Here is a 407-nt window from a genome sequence, read left to right as displayed (position 1 = left end):
GGCAGCGAATCACCCAGGGAATAGAAAACACCGTACAGGTTGTTGAATACCACGTACGAGAAGGTGACCAGGGTCATCGCCGCGAGAAGAAACGCAACCGCGATTTCCTCGAGCCGATCCCACAGGCGCTGCAAAGCTGTCATCAGCGGTCTCCCAGAGAGGGTTGTTGTAATTGTTTTGGCAAGCCGACTCTAACCCCGACGTTAGCGGGCAGATATTCACGATTAGTAAACGCGGCCTTCGGTCTTGGCGAATAGCTCACGCCGGGCGGCGCTCAGTGCTGTCGACGCGCCAGGATCGGCAAGATCAAGGCGATAGCGGCCGGTGTATGCAGAGCTTTCTTTTTGTAGGAGGGGCTTTAGCCGCGAGCTCTTTACACCTAGCTAAGCAAAATCGAGGCTAAAGCC

1 pseudogene is annotated in these 407 nt (G+C 55.5%); it reads right to left on the bottom strand.

Going from position 1 to position 407, the window contains the following annotated elements:
- Window positions 1-143, bottom strand: a pseudogene (locus tag ACZ3GY_RS23670) (C4-dicarboxylate ABC transporter); the annotation flags it as partial.
- Window positions 144-407: the final 264 nt, after the last annotated feature.

The organism is Pseudomonas sp. PME37.24/006 (assembly GCF_055556635.1).
The sequence above is the reverse complement of the archived record's forward strand: the minus strand, read 5'-3'. Positions and strand labels throughout refer to the sequence as shown.